Source organism: Kitasatospora sp. NPDC001225 (genome assembly GCF_053597855.1).
Genome location: NZ_JBSFJC010000439.1, coordinates 1 through 1,517 on the forward strand (window position 1 = coordinate 1; position 1,517 = coordinate 1,517).

Annotated in this window: 1 protein-coding gene; it reads left to right on the plus strand. The window is 75.5% G+C overall.

Features of this window, described 5'->3' with window-relative positions; genetic code table 11:
- The coding region (locus tag ACWDCZ_RS41290; RefSeq protein WP_449818713.1) for an RICIN domain-containing protein at positions 1–1,517 on the plus strand (1,517 nt) is incomplete at both ends.

Here is a 1,517-nt window from a genome sequence, read left to right on the forward strand (position 1 = left end):
GGCACCCCGGTGGTCGGCGCCGCCTGCGGGCGGCTGCTCAGCCAGCGCTGGCAGCTGCGCCGCGCCGGCACCGACTACCTGCTCGTGAACGCCGCCAGCGGCCGCTGCCTCACCCTCGGCGGCCCGGACCGCCGCCCCGCCACCGCCGACTGCGGCAGCTCCCCCGAGGCCGAGCGCTTCACCGTCTCCCGCGCGCCGCAGGGCACCTACACCCTCACCACCCGCGGCACCGGCGGCTGCCTGACCGCCGACCCGGCCCCGGTGGCCCACCACTGCGACAACCGCCCCGCCCACCGCTGGACGCTCACCCGCACCGAGCCGCTGGTCCTCGCCGACCCCGGCTTCGAGCAGAGCGGCACGAACGGTACGAGCAGCACGAGCGGCACGAACGGCACGAACGGCGCCGCCACCGCCGGCAGCACCTCCGGCGGCTGGACCTTCACGGCCCACACCGGCACCGCCACCAACAACCCGCACGGCGGTGCCCGCCTCGCCTACCTCGACGCCGGCCCCGGCTACGCGGTGAGCCAGCAGGTGACCGCCGTCACCGCGGGCAGCTACGACCTGTCCGCCTGGATCGCGACGGGCGGCGCCGGCGGCAGCCTCTCGGTGAGCGTCAACGGCACCGTGGTGCGCTCCCTCCCGCTGCCCGAGCAGTCCCTCTACGCGAAGTACACCCTCCCCCGGGTCCGGGTCGCCCCCGGCGACCGGCTGACCCTCACCATCGGCTCCTCCCCCACGGGTTGGATCAACGTGGACGACGCCGCCGTCGCCCCGGCCGCCCCCAACGACCCGGTGATCAGCTCCTCCGACCCCGAGGCCGTCGCCCTCTTCGACTGGGCCAAGGCCAAGGCCAACAGCTGGGTGCAGCAGGCCGGCGCCACCGGCGTGCTCGACCAGGACGAGAACCACCCCGGCGGCACCGGCACCACCACCTACGACGCCACCTACTGGGCCGGCTACCCGTTCCGCTCCGCCTTCTACAGCCGCGACTTCGCCCACCAGCTGGTCGGCGCCCACCTGCTCGGCCTGGACGCCGAGAACAAGACCATGCTGCGCGGCTTCGCGGCCTCCGCCACCGAGGTCAACAAGCTCTACCCGGTCTGGGCGCTCAACTTCGACGCCCGCAGCTACGGCGCCATCGACTACCGGAGCCCCGACCGCTTCGTCCGCGAGCTGCCCGCGCCGTTCGAACTCGTCCAGCAGGCCGGCGAGGCCTACCGCTGGACCGGCGACCGCGACTACGCCGAGGACCCGGGCCTGGGCCGGTACGTGCGCAACACCCTCGGCCCGTTCATCGCCGCCCGCCCCGGCCCGGTCGACAACGGCGGGGTGCCGATCCCGCAGGCCACCAGCCGCAGCATCTTCGCCGGCACCGCCAGCTACGCCGAGAACGCCACCCGCACCTACGCCGAGGCCGGGGACGCGGTCGGCGCCCAGTACCAGGCCTACCTCTCCGCCGCCGCGCTGGCCGACGCCCGGGGCGACGCCGCCTCCGCCGCCGGCTGCCGGAAGGC